Source organism: Methylobacterium sp. BI1, from assembly GCF_056680125.1.
In genome coordinates this window covers 2078549-2096464 of the sequence record NZ_CM155267.1, presented here as the reverse complement: position 1 = coordinate 2096464, position 17916 = coordinate 2078549, and the positions used below count along the sequence as shown (strand labels likewise).

The window sequence follows — 17916 nt, the reverse complement described above, 5'->3', positions numbered from 1 at the left end:
TTCGTTGGTCGTGGCGAAGGAGGGCTCAGGCCGCCCGGAAGCGCTGCGCGAGGCGCGTCGCAACCAGCGGCGGCACGAAGGGCGAGACGTCGCCGCCCATGGCGGCGATCTGGCGGACGAGGGTGGCGGTGATCGGCCGGACGCCGGTGGAGGCCGGCAGGAACACGGTCTGCACCTCCGGCGCCATGGCGCCGTTCATGCCGGCGAGCTGCATCTCGTAATCGAGGTCGGTGCCGTCGCGCAGGCCGCGGATGAAGACGCTGGCGCCGACCCGCCGGGCCGCCGTGACCGCGAGGTCGTCGAAGGTCACGATCGTCAGCGCCGTGCCCTCGGCCTCGGCCAGGGGCTCGCAGGTGGCGCGGAGCAGCTCCGCCCGCTCCTCGGGCGAGAACATCGGCGCCTTGCCGGGATGCACGCCGATGGCGATGACGAGGGTCTGCACGAGTCGACAGGCCTGACGGATGACGTCGAGGTGTCCGTTCGTGACCGGGTCGAACGAGCCGGCGTAGAGGGCGGTGCGGATCATCGCGGCCCGGGGTAGAGCATTTCGTCCCGAAACGGAACCTCCGGCCCGGACACGAAAACGGCGTAAGCCTCCCGACGCGGCGCGGACGGCCGTGAGGCCGCCCGCGCCGGCGCGTGCGATCAGGCCTGCACGGCCTCCTCGCCGCCGTCGGTCTCGTCCTCGCCCTCGATGTGCTCGACGGACACGACCTTCTCGGTCTTCTCCGTGTTGAACACGGTCACGCCTTGCGAGGCGCGACCGACGATGCGGATGTCGTCCACCGGCACGCGGATGAGCTGGCCGCCATCGGTGACCAGCATGATCTGGTCGGAGGGCTGGACCGGGAAGGAGGCCACGAGGTTGCCGTTGCGGGCATTGACCCGCATCGCCGTGATGCCTTTGCCGCCGCGGCCCGAGGTCCGGTACTCGTAGGACGAGGTCCGCTTGCCGAAGCCGCGCTCGGAAAGAGTGAGGACGAACTGCTCGTTCGCGCCCATCTCGTTGTAGCGGTCCAGGGAGATGGCGCTGGCCTCGGCCACCCCCTCCTCCGCCTCGGGGCTCGCCGTCTCCTCACCCTCCACGCCGTCGCCGATCACGGCGCGACGCATCTTGAGGTAGCCCGCCCGCTCCTCGGGCGAGGCATCGAAGCTGTTGAGGATCGTCATCGAGATGACTCGGTCGTCCTTGGCGAGGTTGATGCCGCGTACGCCGGTGGAATCGCGGCCCTTGAAGACGCGCACGTCCTCGACGGGGAAGCGGATGCACTGGCCGGCCTGCGTGGTGAGCAGCACGTTCTGGTCGGCGCGGCAGATCTCCACGTGGACGATGTGGTCGCCCGCGTCGAGCTTCATGGCGATCTTGCCGGCCCGGTTCACCTGCACGAAGTCCGAGAGCTTGTTGCGCCGGACCCCGCCGCTCGCCGTGGCGAACATGACGTCGAGGGTCTCCCAGGAGGCCTCGTCCTCGGGCAGCGGCATGATGGTGGTGATGCGCTCGGTGCCGGCATCCATCGACAGGATGTTGACCAGCGCCTTGCCGCGGGCGTTCGGCGCCGCCATCGGCAGGCGCCAGACCTTCTCCTTGTAGACCTGGCCCTGGTTCGAGAAGAACAGCACCGGCGTGTGGGTGTTGGCCACGAACAGGCGGGTGACGAAATCCTCGTCGCGGGTCGCCATGCCGGAGCGGCCCTTGCCGCCGCGGCGCTGGGCCCGGTAGGTCGAGAGCGGCACGCGCTTGACGTAGCCGGCATGGGACACGGTGACGACCATGTCCTCGCGCTGGATCAGGTCCTCGTCCTCGACGTTCGAATCCCAGTCGAGGATCACGGTGCGGCGCGGGGTGGCGTAGGCCTCGCGGACCTCCGCGAACTCGTCCTTGACGATGCCCATGATGCGCAGGCGCGAGCGCAGGATGTCGAGGTAGTCGGCGATCTCGTCGGCGAGCTTCTTCAGCTCGTCGCCGATCTCGTCGCGGCCCAGGGCGGTGAGGCGCTGCAGGCGCAGGTCCAGGATGGCGCGGGCCTGCACCTCGGAGAGGCGGTAGGTGCCGTCCTCGGCGACCCGGTGGCGCGGATCGTCCACCAGGGCGATGAGGGGCGCGATGTCGTGGGCCGGCCAGTCGCGGTCCATCAGCGCCTCACGGGCGGTGTTGGGATCGGGCGAGGTCCGGATCAGGCGGATGACCTCGTCGATGTTGGCCACCGCAATGGCGAGGCCGCACAGGACGTGGGCGCGCTCGCGGGCCTTGTTGAGCAGGAACTTGGTCCGCCGGGACACCACCTCTTCGCGGAAATCCACGAAGGCCTGGAGCAGGTCCTTGAGGTTCATCAGCTCGGGGCGGCCGCCGTTCAGCGCCACCATGTTGCAGCCGAAGGACGATTGCAGGGGCGTGAAGCGGTAGAGCTGGTTCAGCACCACCTCCGCCATGGCGTCGCGCTTGATCTCGACGACGATGCGCATGCCGTCGCGGTCGGATTCGTCGCGCAGATCCGAGATGCCCTCGACGCGCTTCTCCTTCACCAGCTCGGCGATCTTCTCCATGAGGGTCGCCTTGTTCACCTGATACGGGATCTCGGTGAAGATCAGCGCCTCGCGCTCCTTGCGCAGCTCCTCGACATGGGACTTCGCCCGCATGATGATCGAGCCGCGGCCCGTGGCGTAGGCCTGGCGGGTGCCGGCGCGGCCGAGGATCGAGCCGCCGGTGGGGAAGTCGGGACCGGGCAGGTACTCGGTGAGCTGCTCGATCGACAGTCCGGGATCGTCGATGAGCGCGACGCAGGCATCGATCAGCTCGCCGAGATTGTGCGGCGGGATGTTGGTGGCCATGCCGACCGCGATGCCGCCGGCGCCGTTGACGAGGAGGTTGGGGAAGCGCGCCGGCAGGACGGTCGGCTCCTCGCGCGACTCGTCGTAGTTCGGCTGGAAGTCGACGGTGTTCTTGTCGATGTCGGCGAGCAGCGCGTTGGCCGGCTTGGCGAGGCGCGATTCGGTGTAGCGCATGGCCGCCGGCGGATCGCCGTCCACGGAGCCGAAATTGCCCTGCCCATCGATGAGCATCAGGCGCATGGAGAAGTCCTGCGCCATGCGGACCAAGGCGTCGTAGATCGATTGGTCGCCGTGCGGGTGGTAGAGACCGATCACGTCGCCGACGATGCGGGCCGACTTGACGTATTTCCGCTCGGGCAGGTGCCCGCTCTCGTAGGCCGAGTAGAGGATGCGCCGGTGCACGGGCTTGAGGCCGTCGCGCGCATCCGGCAGCGCCCGGCTCACGATCACGCTCATGGCGTAATCGAGGTAGGAACGCTTCATCTCGTCGGTGATCGACACGGGCTTGATGTCGGAGGCGGGCGGCGGCGTGCCGGCGCCCGGAATGTCGTTCTCTGCCAAGGTCTTCGGTCTCTACCTGTCCGGGGGCCGGAGCGTCGGCGGCAAGGATGGCGTCCGCCCGCTCACGGCGTTGTCGCGCGCGTCTCCGGCGGTTCGGCCGGACCGTGCGGTGTCCTGCCCAAACCTATAGCGCATCTCGTCGGCCCAGGCCAACAAATCGCGCCTTAACCCCCTGGTAACGAACGGTTTGCCCCGTGCGGCCGGACGCTCGCGCAGGCCTCGGTTCCTAGAGGAACTTCGCCGGGTCGGTGCTGGGTGGCGCCGGCTTCACGTCGGCGCGGTTCCACCAGCCGCCGCCCAGCGCCTGGAACAGGGCGGCGGTGTCGGCGTACTGGTTGGCGCGCGCACCCGCCGACGTCACCAGGGCCGAGAGGTAGGATTGCTGCGCGATCAGCACCTGCGTGCTGTTGAGGGCGCCCGCCGCGTATTGCTTGCGGATCAGGCCGAGGCTCTCGTTGGTGGCCCGCTCGGCGGCCGAGGCCGCCGCCACCGCCCGGGCGTCGGACTGGAGCGCCCGCAGGGTGTCGGCGACGTTCTGGAAGGCGCCGATCACCACGGCCCGGTACTGGGCCTGGGCCTCGGTCAGCGTCTCCTCCGCGGCGCGCTGGCGCCGGAACAGGGTCCCGGCATCGAAGATCGGCTGTGCCACGGTGCCGACGATGCCGTAGAACGAGGCGGCCGAGGTCGCGAGCTGCGCGATCCGCACCGCGCTGGCGCCGCCATTGGCGGTGATGTTGAACTGCGGCAGGCGGTTCGCCACCGCCACCCCCACCGCCGCGCTGGCCTGCTGGACGTTGGCCTCCGCCGCCTTCACGTCCGGGCGCTGCTGCACGAGGCGCGAGGGCAGGCTCACGGGAAGGTTGGTGGGCAGGCGCAGAGAGGCCAGGGTGAAGGTCGGCGCGATCTCCTCGCTCGGCAGGCGCCCGACCAGGGCGGTCAGGAGGTTGCGCTGCTGCGCGAGCTGCTTCTCCAGCGGCGGCAACAGCTGCATCGAGACCGAGAGGGCGGCCTGCTGCACCACCACGTCGGCCCCGGCGATCTGCCCGAGGGAAAGCTGCTTGTTGTAGAGGTTCAGGACCTCGGTCTGGGCCTGGATCACCTTGCGGGTGGCGTCGATCTGGGCGCGCAGCGACGCCTCCTGGATCGCCGCCAGGACCACGTTCGTGGTCAGCGTCAGGTAGGTCGCCTCGAGCTGGAAGCGCTGGTTCTCGGCCTGGGCCTCCAGGGATTCGATCTGGCGCCGGTTTCCGCCGAACACGTCGGGCGTGAACGAGACCGTCACCTGCGGCGTGTAGAGGCTGTAGAACAGCTGCCGGGTGTCGTTGAGCGGCCCCTGCAGGGCGCCGCCGGGGGCTTTCTGGCGCGAGCCGAGGCCGTTCCCGCTGACCACCGGGAACAGCGTGCCGCGCTGCGCCTCGACGTTCTCCTGCGCGATCCGCAGGGAGGCCTGCGCCGCGTCCAGGTTCGGGTTGTTGGCCAGCGCCTCCGCCACCAGGCGGTCGAGGGCGGGCGAGCGGAACAAGGTCCACCACTGGCCCGGCACGTCGGCGCCGGAGACGAAGTTCTGGTCGGCGGAGCCGCCATGGGCGGTGCGGATGTTGTCGGTGGCGGTGGGGTTGCGCAGGGGCTCGCGGGTGTAGCGGGTGACCGGCGGGTCGGCCGGCGGCACGTAATCCGGGCCGACGACGCAGCCGCCGAGGCCCGTGACCGCGAGGACGAGCAGACCCTCGCGGAGGCGGCGCCTCCGGCCCCGCCCGGCGGGTGCCGCGTTCTGGGGGGATGCCACCATGGTGCCGAGAAATCCTGTCGCCGTCCTGGGCCGTAGAGGCGCCGGGCCGGGACCGAAGTCAACGCGTCCGGCGGCGCACGCGCGGGGCTGTGACCGGCCCATCACGCGTGCTCCGCCTGCGCCGCCGCCCGGGCGGCGGCTTCCGACGGGATCGCGGCCGGCACGCGCCGGGAGAACAGGGCGATCAGGATCGGGACCACCACGAGGATGAGGTTCGGCGCGAGCAGGATGCCGCCGACCACTACCAGGGCGAGCGGCTTCTGGACCTGCGAGCCGATGCCGGTGGAGATCGCCGCCGGCAGCAGGCCGACGCAGGCGGCGACGCAGGTCATCATCACCGGGCGCATGCGCACGTTGGCGGCGTGCCACACCGCCTCGGTCCGGGCCCAGCCCTCGTCGACGAGCTGGTTGTAGTAGGAGAGCAGGATCACGCCCTCCATGGTCGAGATGCCGAACAGGGCGATGAACCCGATCGCCGCCGAGATCGAGAACGGCGTCATGGTCAGGAACAGCGCGAAGATCCCGCCGATCATCGCCATCGGGATCACGCTCAGCGTCAGCACCATGTCGGTGACGGAGCTGAAGTTGACGTAGAGCAGCAGGGCGATCAGCGCGATCGTCACCGGGACCACGATGGTCAGGCGCTGCACGGCATCCTGCAGGTTGGTGAACTGGCCGACCCATTCGAGGTGGAATCCGGGGGGCAGGGTCACCTCCTCGGCGATGCGGCCCTGCGCCTCCAGCACCGCGCCGCCGAGGTCGCGGCCGCGGACCGAGAATTTCACCGGAATGTAGCGCTCCTGGTTCTCGCGGTAGATGAAGGCCGCACCGGAGACGAGCTCGACGGTGGCGATCTCGGAGAGCGGGACCTGGACCACGCCGCCGGCGGGGTTGGCCGCCCCGACGGTAATGTTGCGGATAGTCTCCAGGCTGCGGCGGTACTGCGGCGCGAGGCGCACCCGCATGGGGAAGTGCCGGTCCGAGCCATACTCGTAGAGGTCGCCCGCGGTCTGGCCGCCGATCGCCGCCTGGACGGTGGTGTTCACGTCGCCCGGCGACAGGCCGTAGCGGGCCGCCTTGCGCCGGTCGATGTCGATCCGCACCGTGGGCTGACCGAGGGAGGCGAACACCGCGAGGTCGGCGATGCCCGGCACCTTCGCCAGGGTGGCCTTGATCGCCTCCGCGGTCTTGGTCAGGTCGTTGAGGTCGTTGCCGTAGATCTTGACCGAGTTCTCGCCCTTCACCCCGGAGGCGGCTTCCTGGACGTTGTCCTCGATGTACTGGGAGAAGTTGAACTCGATGCCCGGGAAGGCCTCGTCGAGCTTGGCCGAGAGGTCGCGCACGAGCCCCTCCTTGTCGACGCCCTTGCGCCAGGTGTCGAAGGGCTTCAGGGGCGCCAGGATCTCGACGTTGAAGAAGCCGGTGGCATCGGTCCCGTCGTCCGGGCGGCCCTGGTGCGAGAGCACGGTGACCACCTCCGGCACCTCCGCGATGATCTTGCGCAGGCGCTCCACGTAGGCGTTGCCGGCCTCCAGCGAGATCGAGGCCGGCATGGTGCCGCGGATGTAGAGGTTGCCCTCCTCGAGCTTGGGCAGGAATTCGAGGCCGAGGGTGCGGGCGGCGATGCCCGAGATGCCGAGCACCGCGGCCACCACGAGGAGCGACAGCACCTTGTTGCGCAGACCGAAGCGCAGGATCAGCACGTGGCCGAAGCGCAGGAGCCGGACCACGAGTGTGTCCCGCTCCTCCACGTGCTTGGGCAGGATCAGGGCCGAGAGGGCGGGCGAGACCGTGAAGGTGGCGATGAGGCCGCCGAGCAGCGCGTAGGCGTAGGTCTTGGCCATCGGTCCGAAGATGTGGCCCTCGACGCCCGACAGGGTGAAGAGCGGCAGGAAGCCCACGATGATGATCGTGGCCGAGAAGAAGATCGCCCGGTTCACCTCGGCGCCCGCGATGGCGATGGTGCCGAGGCGGCCGGTGAGGCCCCCCGGCGGCGCCTGTCCCGCGCCGTGCTCCGGTTCGGCGAGGTGCCGGAACACGTTCTCGACCATGATCACGGTGGCATCGACGATCAGGCCGAAATCGATGGCGCCGAGGGAGAGGAGGTTCGCCGAGTCCCCGCGCAGGACCAGGATCAGGATGGCGAAGCCCAGCGCGAAGGGGATCGTCGCCGCCACGATGATCGCGCTGCGCAGGCTCCCGAGGAACAGCCACTGCACCACGAAGACCAGCGTCACGCCGAAGACGAGGTTGTGCATCACCGTATGGGTGGTGGTGTGGATCAGCCCGCTGCGGTCGTAGATGCGCTCCACCCGCACATCCGGGGGCAGGATGCCGCTGGCGTTGATCTTGTCGATCTCGGCATTGACGAGGCGCAGGGTCGGCAGGCTCTCGCCATCCCGGCTCATCAGCACGATGCCCTCGACGATGTCGTCGTCGCCGTCATGGCCGACGATGCCGAGGCGCGGCGCGTGCGAGACCTGCACTTCGGCGACGTCGCGCACCAGCACCGGCACGCCGTTGACCTGGGTCAGCATCGTGTCGCGGATATCGTCCATGTCGCGGATCAGGCCGATGCCGCGGACCACGGCCGACTGCTCGCCCACGTTCAGGGTCTGGCCGCCGACGTTGATGCTCGAATTGTTCAGCGCGGTGACGAGCTGGACCAGGGTCATGCCCTGGGCCTGGAGCCGGTTCAGGTCGACGGCGATCTCGTATTCCTTGGTCCGGCCGCCGAAGGCGGTGACGTCGACCACGCCGGGAATCGCCTTGAAGCGGCGCTGCAGCACCCAGTCCTGCAGGGTCTTCAGGTCGGTGGACGAGTAGCCCGGGGGGCCTGTCACCTTGTAGCGCATGATCTCGCCGACGGGGCTGGTCGGCGAGATCTGCGGCTGGGCGCCGTTGGGCAGGGGCGGCAGCTGCGACAGGCGGTTGAGCACCCTCTGCAGGGCCTCCTGGTAGGTGAAGGCGTAGCTGAACTGCACCTTCACGTCGGAGAGGCCGAACAGCGAGATCGTGCGCACCACCGTGGCGTTGGGGATGCCGGCGAGCTGCACCTCCAGGGGGATCGTGATGTAGCGCTCGATCTCGTCGGCCGATTGCCCGGGATTCTGGGTGATGACGTCGACGAGCGGCGGCACCGGATCGGGATAGGCCTCGATGTTGAGCTGCGTGTAGCTGGCATAGCCGAGTGCCAGCATCACCAGGAATAGCAGGCAGACCAGCACACGCTGGCGCAGGGCGAAGACGATCAGGCTGTTCATGGCAGAGTTCTTCCGGCCGAGGCCCGAGGACGAGGATGGGGGCCCAGGCCCGCCGGGTCAGGACGCCTTGTCACCGCTCGCCGCCCGATCCATGAACACGGCGCCGCGCGTGACGATCGCCTCCCCCGCCGCGACGCCGGCGGTGACCTGCACCATCCCGCGGGCGGAGAGGCCCAGGGTGACGTCGCGGGCCTCGATGGCCCCGTCGGGCCGCGCGATCCAGACATGCGCCTTCGCGCCCTCGTACACGATGGCGGCGGCGGGCACGGCGGGCGCCACCTGCCCCGGCCCGGTGAAGATCGTGAAGGTGGCGAACATCTCGGGCTTGAGGACCTGGTCCGGATTCTCCACCTCGCTGCGCACCGCCAAGCGCCGCGTCGCCGGGTCGAGGCTGGCGGACATGTAGTTGACCCGCGCCTTGAAGATCCGTTCGCCGAAGCCCGCCACCGTGGCCTCGACCTCCTGGCCGATCCGGATGCGCGGGATCTCGCTCTCGCGCACGTTGGCCACCAGCCAGACGGTCGAGAGGTCGCCGATGACGAAGACCGGGTCGCTGGCGGTGGAGAGGTACTGCCCGAGGCCGACCTTGCGCTGGACGATGGTGCCCGCGATGGGCGCCCGGATCTGGGTCTCGGGGCTCAGGGTGCCCTTCTTCTCGAAGGCGGCGATCTCCGCATCGGTCTTTCCGAGGAGGCGCAGGCGGTTCTTCACCGCTTCGAGCCCGGCCTCGGCGGTCTTCAGGTCGCTCTGCGCCCCGATGACGTCGTTCTGGGCCGACTGGTAGTCCTTCAGCGCCACCGCCTTGGCCTGGAACAGCTCCTGCTGGCGGGCCGCGATGGTCTGGTCGAGCTTCAGCAGCGCGGTCGCCTTGGCCAGGGTGTTGAGGGCGGTCTGGTAGTCGTTCTGGGCCTGGACCATGTCCGTGGCCTCGAGGGTGAGGAGCACGTCGCCGGCCTTCACCTCGTCGCCGGCGCGGACCAGCACCTTGGTCACCCGGCCGGCATAGGGCGAGGTCACCGGCACGTTGTCGTCCTCGTTGAGGGCGATGCGGCCCTCGGCCGTCCCTTCCGGCCGGAAGCTGATCGCGGCGATCGGGAGGATGTCCAGGGACGCGCGCTGGGCCGGGCTCGGCCGGAAGAGCCGGGCCGGCCCGCCCTCGCGGGGATCGCCGCCCGCGGCGGTCTCCGCCTCGCTCGTCCCGAAACGCTCGCGAATCGCCGTGCTCAGCCCTGTAAAGACGCTCAGGACCGGGGCGGGCCAGAGACTAGCGGCCACCACTAGGCAGATTAGCAGTCCGAGGGGCGCGAGAATGGTCGCGATGGTGCGCTTTGTCCCGGTCATGTCCCGCAGAAGAGCTTTCAGGTTGGTCGCCGATGGTCAGGTCGGAGGCGCATGCGCGGCTCGGACGACCTGATGGGGCTATCCGAATGCCAAGGATTGGGGTTGGAAAAATTCAGGAATACGTGTCTCACCCAGTCAAAGGCTTCCCCGTCCGAAGGTCGGACAGGTTGAGGGCGCCGGCGGCGACTGTCTTGCCCAAGACTGTCTTAGCCAAGTCGCATCGTGTTTGTGTGACGCCATTCATGGCAATTTTCCGATTGGAGTCCCGCGCCCGCATCGACGACCGCGCCGTCGTTCCGCCCGCGGGCGTCGCGTCGGCGTGGGTGAGAGGGGCCAAGCGTGAGCGCGAGTCAATCCGCCGGTCACGCCTCAGGGCGGACCGCGGCGGCCGTCCCTCGCGGGGGACGGGCCGGCTGACGATTTCGTGTTCGGATGGTTGGCCGGGGCTGGGCGCACGGGGCGCTGCCGGCGATCCCCGTGCAGGCCCTGCGCCGATGCCGGCATGCGGGCGCTCTCGCAGCCCGTCATCGATGGTCAGGATCGGGAAGATCTCATTGTGGGGGCAATGAGTTCAAATGGTCGGAGCGAGAGGATTCGAACCTCCGACCCCTAGTCCCCCAGACTAGTGCGCTAACCGGGCTGCGCTACGCTCCGACGCCCCTCGCGGGGTGAGGGGTCTTTAGCTTTCCGGTCTGCGGGGCGCAACCCCAAAACACGAAGCCCGGATGCGGGGTCCGCATCCGGGCTCGGGTCACTGTCAGGCGTGGGACGGCGCCGGGTGCGGATCGTGCTTGTCCGGCGTGGTGTTGTGCGGATCCTTGCCGCGCTTCTTGGCGAGCCAGATCAGGAAGTTCCGGATCACCACGTAGAAGACCGGGGTCAGGAAGAGGCCGAACACCGTCGCGCCGATCATGCCGAAGCACACGGCGGTGCCGAGCGCCTGGCGCATCTCGGCGCCGGGGCCGGTGGCGATCACCAGCGGCACCGTGCCGAGGATGAAGGCGAAGGCCGTCATCAGGATCGGGCGCAGGCGCAGGCGGCAGGCCTCGACGGCGGCGGCCACGGGGCCCTTCCGCTCGGTCTCCTCCAGCTGGTGCGCGAACTCGACGATCAGGATGGCGTTCTTGGCCGCCAGGCCGATCAGCACGATCAGGCCGATCTGGGTCAGGATGTTGTTGTCCTGGCCGCGCAGCTGCACCCCGAACAGGGCCGCGAGCACGCCGGTGGGCACCACGAGCAGGATCGCCAGGGGCAGCGCCCAGGATTCGTACTGCGCGGCGAGCACGAGGAAGACGAGGAGCACACCGAGCGCGAAGACGTAGATCGCGGTGTTGCCCGCCGCCTTCTGCTGGTAGGCGATCTCGGTCCAGTCGTAGGCGTAGCCGTCGGGCAGGTTCTCCTTGGCGATGGCCTCCATGGCGTCGAGGGCCTGGCCGGTGGAGATGCCGGGCTTGGCCGTGCCCTGGACCGGCACCGAGTAGTAGAGGTTGAAGCGCTGGACGATCTGCGGGCCGGTGATCTCGCGGATCGTGGCCAGCGTCCCCATCGGCACCAGGGCGCCGGTGGAGGAGCGGACCTTCAGCTGCTCGATGTCCTGCTTCGAGACGCGGAACGGGGCGTCGCCCTGCACGCGGACCTGATAGATGCGGCCCAGGGTGTTGAAGTCGTTGACGTAGGCACCGCCCAGGGCCGTCTGTACCGTCGAGAAGACGTTGGAGAGCGGCACATTGAGCATCCGCGCCACCGTGCGGTCGATGTCGAGGTAGAGCTGCGGCGTGTCGTTGCCGAAGGTGGTGAACACCCGCTGGACGTCGTTGCTCTGGTTGGCCTTGCCCAGGACCTCGCCGACGGCGCCGAGCAGCGGGCCGATGGCCGAGCTCTGCCGGCTCTCCACCTGCATCTTGAAGCCGCCGCCCTGGCCGAGACCGCGCACCGGCGGCGGCGGGATGACGATGACGCGCGCCTCCTGGATGTCGGACGTGGCCTTGATCACGTCGTTGGTGATCACCGCCGCGCTCCGCCCCTGCGTGGCCCGTTCCTTGGCGCCCGCCAGGGTGATGAACATCACGCCCGAGTTGGTGGTGTTGGTGAAGGTCGCGCCGTCGAAGCCCGCGATGATGACGGTGTTGGTCACGCCGTCGATCTTGCGGGCCGCCGCGGCCGCCCGGTTCACCACTTCGGTGGTGCGGTCGAGGGAGGCGCCCGAGGGCAGCTGCACCACGCCGATGAGGTAGCCCTGGTCCTGGTCGGGGATGAAGCCCGTGGGCGTCGTCTGGACCAGGTGCAGGGTGGCGGCGATGACGGCCGCGTAGACGAGCATCATCGCGATCAGCCCGATCGCGTAGTTCGTCAGACCGTAGATGATCCGCCCATAGGTGTTCGAGAGCCAGTCGAAGCCCTTGTTGAACATGTCCGCCAGCCAGGCGACGAAGCGGAAGAGGAAGAACTTCGGCTTGGCGTGCTCGTGGTGGGGCCTCAGGAGCAGCTTGCAGAGCGCCGGCGACAGCGTCAGCGAGTTGAACATCGAGATGATGGTCGAGGCCGCGATGGTCAGCGCGAACTGCTTGTAGAACTGGCCGGTGATGCCCGGGATGAAGGCGGTGGGGATGAACACCGCCGAGAGCACCAGGGCGATGGCGATGACGGCGCCGCCGACCTCGTCCATGGTCTTGTGCGCTGCGTCGCCCGGCGACAGGCCCTCGGCCATGTTGCGCTCGACGTTCTCCACCACCACGATGGCGTCGTCGACCACGATGCCGATGGCGAGCACGAGCCCGAACAGGGTGAGGTTGTTCAGCGAGAACCCGAAGGCCGACATGGCCGCGAAGGTGCCCACCAGGGAGACCGGGATCGCGATCACCGGGATGAGCGCGGTACGCCAGCTCTGGAGGAAGACCAGCACCACGATGACGACCAGGCCGACGGCCTCGAAGAGCGTCTTGTAGACCTCGTGGATCGACTCTTCGATGAACTCCGTCGGGTTGTAGGCGATGCGGTACTCGATGTCCGGCGGGAAGTTCTTCTTGAGGTTGTCCATCACCTTGCGCACCGACGCCGCGGCGTCGAGGGCGTTGGTGCCCGGGCGCTGGAAGGCGCCGATGCCGATGGCGGGCGTGTCGTTGAGGAACGAGTTGGTGGTGTAGTCCTTCTGGCCCATCTCGACGCGGGCGATGTCCTTGACCCGGACGAGGCGGCCGTCGGCGGCCTTGACGATGACGTCGGCGAATTCCTCGGGGCTTTGGAAGCGTCCCTGCGACTGCACGATGAGCTGGAAGGCCTGGCCCGTGGCGGCGGGCGGCGAGTTCAGGGCGCCGGCGGCCACCTGCACGTTCTGCTCGGACAGGGCCGTGATGACGTCGGAGGTGGTCAGGCCGTAGGCCGCGAGCTTGTTCGGATCGAGCCAGACGCGCTCGGCGTACTCGTTGCCGCCGAAGATGGTGATATCGCCGACGCCGTCGAGGCGCAGGAGCTCGTCGCGAATGTTCAGGTAGATGTAGTTGGCGAGGTAATTCTGGTCGTAGGTCTTCTTCGGCGACAGCAGGTGCACCACCAGCATCAGGTCCGGCGAGGCCTTGCGGACGGTGACGCCGAGGTTGCGCACGTCCGGCGGCAGGCGCGGTTGCGCGACCGAGAGGCGGTTCTGGACGAGGACGTTCGCGATATCGAGGTTGGTGCCGACCTTGAAGGTCACCGTCAGCAGCATGTTGCCGTCGTTGGTCGACAGCGACGTCATGTAGAGCATGTTGTCGACGCCGTTGACCTCCTGCTCGATCGGGGTCGCGATCGTGGCCGCCACCGTCTCGGCGTTGGCGCCGGGGAAGCTGGCGCGCACGGTCACGGTCGGCGGCACGATCTCGGGGTACTGGGCCACCGGCAGCGACAGGTAGGCGACGTAGCCGAGGATCAGGAAGACGATCGACGTGACCGACGCGAAGATCGGCCGATCGACGAAGAAGTGGGCAAAACGCATCGCTTGAACCTCTCGCCGCATGCGGCCCGCACGCGCGGGTCCGAGGCGGCACCGTTTCTTCGTCCGCGGTCTGGTGGCCGCTCCCCGGCCGTGGCCGGTCGGGGATGATCGTCGCGGGAGCCGCGCCCGCCTCGGCGCTCGCCCGTCAGGTCGCGTGTGGCGTCAGGTCTTGCTGGGCGGCAGGGTCGAGGATTCGGCCGCCACCTTGGCACCCGGACGGACGCGGGTGACGCCGTTGACCACGACGTTCTCGTCGCCCTTCAGGCCCTCGCGGATCACCCGGTAGCCGTCGACCTTCGGACCGAGCTTGACCTCGCGCAGGGACACCGTGCCGTCGTCGGCGACGATGTAGACGATGCGCTTGTCCTGGTTGGCCGAGACCGCCTCGTCGGGCAGCAGGATGCCCTGATAGGGCTTCGTGGCGGGCAGCGAGACGACGCCGAACAGGCCCGGCTTGATGAACCCGTCGGGGTTCTCGACGGTGGCGCGCAGCAGCACCGTGCCGGTGGCGTTGTCGACGCGGTTGTCCACGAAGTCGAGGGTACCCTTGCGGGTCGGCTTCGCCTCGCCGGTGAGGGCGATCAGGATCGGGACGCCCTTGCCCTTCTGGGTCTCGCCCATGCCGATACCGAGGCTGCCTTGGTACTTCAGGAACGAACGCTCATCGACCGTGAAGCCGAAATAGATCGGGTCCAGGGAGACGATGGTGGTGAGCAGGGTCTGGTCGGTGATGACGATGTTGCCCTCGGTCACCAGGCGCCGGCTGATGCGGCCCGAGATCGGGGCTTTCACCTCGGTAAAGTCGTAGTTCAACTGAGCCTGGCGCAGCTGCGCGTCGGCGCTGTCGACATCGGCCTGCGCGGTCTGGGAGGCCTGCCGGCGCTGGTCGGTGACCTGCTCGGAGATGTTGCCGGACTTGCTGAGCGTCTGGGCACGGTCGAGGTCGGTCTGCGAGAAGTTCAGCCGGGCCTTGGCCGAGACCAGGGCCGCCTGGGCCTGGTCGAGGGCCGCCTTGTAGGGGCGGCGGTCGATGACGAAGAGCAGGTCGCCCTTCTTCACCGTGGCACCGTCGGTGAAGTTCACCTTCTCGAGGTAGCCGGTGACCCGGGCCCGGACGTCGACGATGTCGACCGGGTCGAAGCGGCCCGTATAGGTGTCGGTCTCGACGATCTCGCGGACCACCGGCTTCGCCGTGGTGACCTTCGGCGGCGGTCCGCCCGGGGCCTGGGCCTGGGCGGGGGCGACGAGCACCGGCGCGATGAGCGCCGAAGCGACCAGTCCGACGACCGGAAGAAGACTGAAGATCGAGCGCATGCGCATATGGTTGTTCCCTACGATGCGCCAGCTAGAGGTCCGCCGCGACCTATGTCGTGCGCTGCCACACATGCTCCGCCCAAGACTGCGTCCGAGACCCTGCCGAAGACTCTGCCCATCCCTCAAGCCTCGACCGGCTCGCCTGAGCCGGCCCAGTCCTTGAATCCGCCCCGGTAATGCGCCTCGATCGGCAAGCCGGCGTTCTGGGCGGCCGCCAGCGCGTGGACCGAACGCACGCCCGACATGCACGAGAAGACCGGTGTCCGGCCGTCCTCGGCGATCAGCGCCGCGAGGGCCGCGGTGTCGAAGGTCGAGAGCGGATGGGTGACCGCGCCGGGGATGTGTCCTTGCTCGAATTCGTGCGGCTCGCGCACGTCGATCACCAGCATGGACCGGTCGGCGAGGCCGGCCTTGATCGCATCCCGGTCCAGGTCGACAACCTTCATCCGTCTATCCTCTCTGGGACCGTCCCATGCACGGTCGGACAATGACGGATGTTCTTAGGCGTCAGTCGTCAGGACGGCAAATGGTGCGACCCAGCGCGTCCTCGACGGTCCCGAAGTGTCCGGTCCAGCTCGGCAGACCGGCCTCCGCCGTCCGGCGCGCGAGCGCCGCGCGCAGACCGGAGCCCGGTGCCGAGAGATCCTCGACCGCCCGACGCCAGCCGGGGCCGTCGAGGGGGTCGAGGAACGCGGCGAATGCGGTTCCGATCTCCCTGTGGACCGCAAGGTCCGAGGCGACGACCGGCAGGCCCGAGGCCGCAGCCTCGACCACCGGCAGGCCGTATCCTTCGGCGAAGGACGGCATCAGCAGGGCGGTGGCCGAGCGCAGCAGGGCCGCGAGTCCGTGGCTCGACAGGCCGCTGACCTCGATTACGTGGGTGCGGATGGCGGGGCACCGCTCCAGCAGGTCGATGATGTTCTCCGCTTCCCAGCCGCGCCGGCCTACCAGAACGAGGCGGGGCGTGTCGGGCCCGTGGCGCTCGGCGAGGTCGCGCCAGAGATGCAGCAGGGCGAGGTGATTCTTGCGCGGCTCGATGGTGCCGCAGGCGACGAAGGTGGGCCGCTGGGGCGTGAAGGACGGCCCCTCCCCCGCCGGACGGAACACCGGCTCGACCCCCAGGAGCGCCACCGTCACGGGCGGCGTCGGCCGCCCCAGGCTCGCGCAGTGGCGGGCGAAGCGCTCGCCGACGTCGCGGGAATTGACCAGCACGTGCGCGGCGTGGCGAGCGATGCTCTCCATCCGGACGCGGTGCCGCGCGGCCTCTCCCGGCCGCCCGTATTCCGGATAGTCGATCGGGATGAGGTCGTGGACGAAGAAGACGGGCTGGATGTCGCGTCGGTCGTAGAGCCAGTCGAAGCGGCCGGGCTTGTCGAGGCGCAGGTGCGAGGTGTGCAGGTAGACGGTCCCGGGCGGCAGGACCTCCGGGCCGCGGGCGCGCAGGGTGGTGGCCGCCGTCCGGGCCTGGATCCGCCGCCGGTCCCCGGTGCCGCCGCGCCCGGGGGCGGGCGGCAGCGGACCAGTGTCGCCCGGCGCTCCGAGGGCCGAGACCAGACGGCGGTAGACCGGGTCCTGCGTCGCGTCACGGTCCTCGACCCAGCCGGCCGCCACGGCCTCGACGATGCCGAGCGCCTCCGCCCGGGCCAGCACGCGGGGGCCGAACGCCGTCGAGACTAGGCCGAAGCGGTCGCCCGGCTGGGCCAGGACGTGCCGGGCATAGGCGAGGTCGACCCGGTCGATACCGCTCGGGCTCGGATGCCGCAGGCGGGTGATCAGGCGGGTCAGGTCGAAGGCGAGGCTCGGGACGGGCATGATCCTCCGGTGGCGTTCAGGTGCGGTGCCGTATGGCCGGCCTCCGCCTCGCGCCTATATGCGCACGCCTCAGCCCGAGGCTACCCGCGGCCGCAGCCGCCAACGAGAGCAACGCGTCGTGTCTCCCGGATACCTGCCCTTCGCCGGCGCCCTCGACCTGCCCGCCTACACCTGTGACAATTGCGGGTTCTGGCAGCGCCACTTCGAGCGGCCGCCGGCCTGCCCGATGTGCCTCGATGCCCGCCATGTGGTACCGCAGAAGGGCTGGCAGTTCTGGACCGAGCGCGAGGCGCAGGACCGCTTCCCATGCCACTGGGAGGAGCTGGAGCCCGGTGTCTGGCGGTTCTGGAACGATCCCGTTTCGGGCATCGGCCCGAGCGCCTACCTCGTCCAGACGCCTTCGGGGAACATGGGCTTCGAGGCCTGCCCGGTCTTCAGCGAGGCGGCGCTCCAGCACATCGCGAGCCTCGGCGGCATGCAGGTGCTGTCCTCCTCGCACCCCCATGCCTACGGCGCCCTGGTGCAGCTGCAGGACCGCTTCGACCCGGAACTCTGCCTGCCGGCCGCCGACTTCACCTGGAGTGCCGCGCTGCAGGTGTCCTGGCCCTACGACGATTTCCTCGAGCCCCTCCCCGGCCTGGAGCTCCATCGCACCGCCGGCCATTTCGACGGTCACGCGGTGCTGTTCGATCGGGCTCGGAAGATCCTGTTTTGCGGCGACGCCCTGAAGTTCGAGCTCGACCCGCAGGATTTCCGGCGGGCGCTGAACATCTCGGCCCACAAGGCCTTCGTGCGCGGGGTGCCGCTGACCACGAACGAATTGCGGCACTACCGCGACGTCTTCGCCCAGCTCGACTTCACCCAGACCTGGACACCCTTCGAGCCGGCCGCCAATTGCGGCCGGGCCGAAGTGCTGGCGTTGATCGACGGCATGCTGGCGACCCGACCGCACGCCGCCCCGGTGCCACTCGAGACCCTGCGGCGCTAATGCCAAGCCGTGGCGCGGATGGCCTCTCCGCGGCGCGGCTTCGGCCGGA

At 69.2% G+C, this 17916-nt stretch carries 10 protein-coding genes and 1 tRNA gene; 1 reads left to right on the top strand and 10 read right to left on the bottom strand.

Annotated features, from left to right (window positions below; translation table 11 throughout):
- Window positions 1-25: 25 nt before the first annotated feature.
- From coaD to AC1MGR_RS09725, 10 genes are all read right to left on the bottom strand, one after another.
- Complete coding sequence (gene coaD / locus AC1MGR_RS09770) at window positions 26-526, bottom strand: pantetheine-phosphate adenylyltransferase (RefSeq protein WP_056221017.1); 501 nt, start codon at window positions 524-526, stop codon at window positions 26-28.
- A 119-nt stretch (window positions 527-645) separates the two neighbouring features.
- Window positions 646-3390: a DNA gyrase subunit A gene (gene gyrA / locus AC1MGR_RS09765; protein ID WP_480234458.1), complete on the bottom strand. Its 2745-nt coding sequence runs from the start codon at window positions 3388-3390 to the stop codon at window positions 646-648.
- A gap of 226 nt (window positions 3391-3616) precedes the next feature.
- Window positions 3617-5179, bottom strand: coding sequence for an efflux transporter outer membrane subunit (locus AC1MGR_RS09760; protein ID WP_108038638.1), 1563 nt, complete (start codon window positions 5177-5179; stop codon window positions 3617-3619).
- Between the two features lie 101 nt (window positions 5180-5280).
- Entirely contained in the window at window positions 5281-8442 is a 3162-nt protein-coding gene (locus AC1MGR_RS09755) for an efflux RND transporter permease subunit (RefSeq protein ID WP_480234457.1), read from the bottom strand.
- Between the two features lie 57 nt (window positions 8443-8499).
- The gene (locus AC1MGR_RS09750) at window positions 8500-9783 is read right to left on the bottom strand and encodes an efflux RND transporter periplasmic adaptor subunit (protein ID WP_480234456.1); all 1284 of its coding nucleotides are present in this window, start codon (window positions 9781-9783) and stop codon (window positions 8500-8502) included.
- Between the two features lie 576 nt (window positions 9784-10359).
- Window positions 10360-10437, bottom strand: a tRNA-Pro gene (locus AC1MGR_RS09745).
- A 103-nt stretch (window positions 10438-10540) separates the two neighbouring features.
- Window positions 10541-13753 carry an efflux RND transporter permease subunit gene (locus AC1MGR_RS09740; protein WP_480234455.1) on the bottom strand — a complete coding sequence of 1071 codons (3213 nt, stop codon included), beginning with the start codon at window positions 13751-13753 and terminating at the stop codon, window positions 10541-10543.
- Window positions 13754-13915: 162 nt separating this feature from the next.
- Window positions 13916-15067: an efflux RND transporter periplasmic adaptor subunit gene (locus tag AC1MGR_RS09735; RefSeq protein ID WP_108038787.1), complete on the bottom strand. Its 1152-nt coding sequence runs from the start codon at window positions 15065-15067 to the stop codon at window positions 13916-13918.
- A gap of 122 nt (window positions 15068-15189) precedes the next feature.
- Complete coding sequence (locus AC1MGR_RS09730; RefSeq protein ID WP_108038630.1) at window positions 15190-15513, bottom strand: rhodanese-like domain-containing protein; 324 nt, start codon at window positions 15511-15513, stop codon at window positions 15190-15192.
- Window positions 15514-15574: 61 nt separating this feature from the next.
- Window positions 15575-16879, bottom strand: coding sequence for a glycosyltransferase family 4 protein (locus AC1MGR_RS09725; RefSeq protein ID WP_480234454.1), 1305 nt, complete (start codon window positions 16877-16879; stop codon window positions 15575-15577).
- 118 nt (window positions 16880-16997) lie between these two features.
- On the opposite strand from AC1MGR_RS09725, the gene AC1MGR_RS09720 reads away from it, so the two are divergent.
- Window positions 16998-17867 (top strand): MBL fold metallo-hydrolase, encoded by an 870-nt coding sequence (locus AC1MGR_RS09720; protein ID WP_480234453.1) that lies wholly within the window; start codon window positions 16998-17000, stop codon window positions 17865-17867.
- The last annotated feature ends 49 nt before the right edge of the window (window positions 17868-17916 follow it).